The 1,660-nt window shown below is 60.8% G+C and carries 1 protein-coding gene; it reads left to right on the forward strand.

Annotated features, from left to right (window positions below):
* Nucleotides 1-89 precede the first annotated feature (89 nt).
* Nucleotides 90-1,601: an ISNCY-like element ISBj12 family transposase gene (locus QJT82_RS45305; protein WP_011084703.1), complete on the forward strand. Its 1,512-nt coding sequence runs from the start codon at nucleotides 90-92 to the stop codon at nucleotides 1,599-1,601.
* Nucleotides 1,602-1,660 lie beyond the last annotated feature (59 nt).

The raw sequence follows: 1,660 nt of genomic DNA on the forward strand, positions 1-1,660 counted from the left end.
CGCATTGCCTCGCCTTAATTGTTACCGGATCCTAAGCCGTTGCCTCACGTAAATTGCTCCCCTGGACCGGGAACGAGCGAGGGGCGGAGATGGGGTGGCTAAGCATGGCAACGCGGAAGGAACTGACGGCGGCGGCAGGCGTGCGCTATCGGCGGTCGGATCGCGCGAAGAAGGCGCGGATATTGGACGAGTTCGTCGACATCACCGGATTCCATCGGAAGCATGCGATGCGTCTACTTCGAAACCAGGAAGGCGTACATCCGGGCCGACGGGCGCGACGTCGGATATATAATGAAGCAGAACACACCGCACTCGTGCTGCTTTGGGAGGCGTCAGACCGCATCTGCGGGAAGCGACTGAAAGCATTAATGCCCGCGCTGATTGAGGCGATGGAACGGTACGGGCACCTCGACCTTGCCCCTGAGATTCGCACCAAACTTTTGGCGATGAGCGCTGCGACGATCGACCGCGCCTTGGTGCGGGTTCGAGAAAAATTGGGTCGCAAGCGCCGGCGGCACGCGGGGCATTCCCTGCGTCGCAGTATTCCAATACGGACTTCGGCAGATTGGAATGATCCGGCGCCGGGATTCGTCGAGGCCGACCTTGTAGCGCATAGCGGTCCATCTGCGCGCGGCAGCTTCATCCAGACCCTCGTGCTCACCGACATTGCTACCGGCTGGACAGAGTGCGCACCTCTGATCGTGCGCGAACAGACGCTGGTGAGCACGGTGCTGACGGAATTGCGCAAGCAATTGCCTTTTGCGCTGCTCGGCTTCGACACGGACAATGACACCGTGTTCATGAATGAGACGTTGAAGGCCTACTGCGAGGCGGCCAACATTGTCTTCACGCGTTGCCGTCCCTACCGGAAGAATGACCAGGCGTTCGTCGAGCAAAAGAACGGCGCCGTCGTGCGCAGGATGGTCGGCTATCGTAGGTTCGAAGGCCTGGAGGCGGCCAAGCTACTGGCGGAACTCTATCGGTCAGCGCGGCTGTTCGTAAACTTCTTCCAACCTTCGTTCAAACTGTTAGCCAAGCAGCGCGACGGTGCTCGTGTACGTAAGACATACAGCGCGCCGGCAACACCCCACCAGCGCCTGTCAGCGGACGCCCGCACGCCTGATGCGGTCCGCCACCATCTCCAGGAAATCTATACCGCTCTCGATCCGGTCACGTTGTTGCGCGACATCCGCGACGTGCAGGAGCGCCTCGCGGCGCTCGCGGATATCCAACCATCCGCCCATCCTGCTGCGGCATCACAATCGATTGATCGCTTCCTGGCAAGCCTGCGAACGGCCTGGAAGGACGGCGCCACGCGCCCGACGGATCGGCCAATCGTGAAGGCTAAAAGGGGCCGGCGTCGTCCCGATCCGCTTATCCGGGCAACGTCAGATTTGAGAAAATGGTTTGAAGCCGAGCCTTGGCGGACCGGCAGCGAACTGCTCTCGCGCCTGCAGGTGGAATATCCTGGAGACTATCCGAACAAGCTTCTTCGAACCCTTCAACGTCGGTTGAAATCCTGGCGCAGCGAGCAAGCGAATGCGCTGCTGTTTGCTTCAGAAAAAATGCCGCCAGGGCATGAGGTCACAACACCCCAATGACGTGCGAGGTGCCAGCGGAGGAGGCCGGGCGCTCCGAAACCCCGGCCATCTCCGCACCC

The sequence above is a fragment of the Bradyrhizobium sp. Mp19 genome (genome assembly GCF_029952935.1).
Lineage (GTDB): Bacteria > Pseudomonadota > Alphaproteobacteria > Rhizobiales > Xanthobacteraceae > Bradyrhizobium > Bradyrhizobium elkanii.

Coding starts and splice junctions, on each gene's coding strand:
- QJT82_RS45305 (WP_011084703.1), top strand. CDS start 90: ATGGGGTGGCTAAGCATGGCAACGCGGAAGGAACTGACGGCGGCGGCA.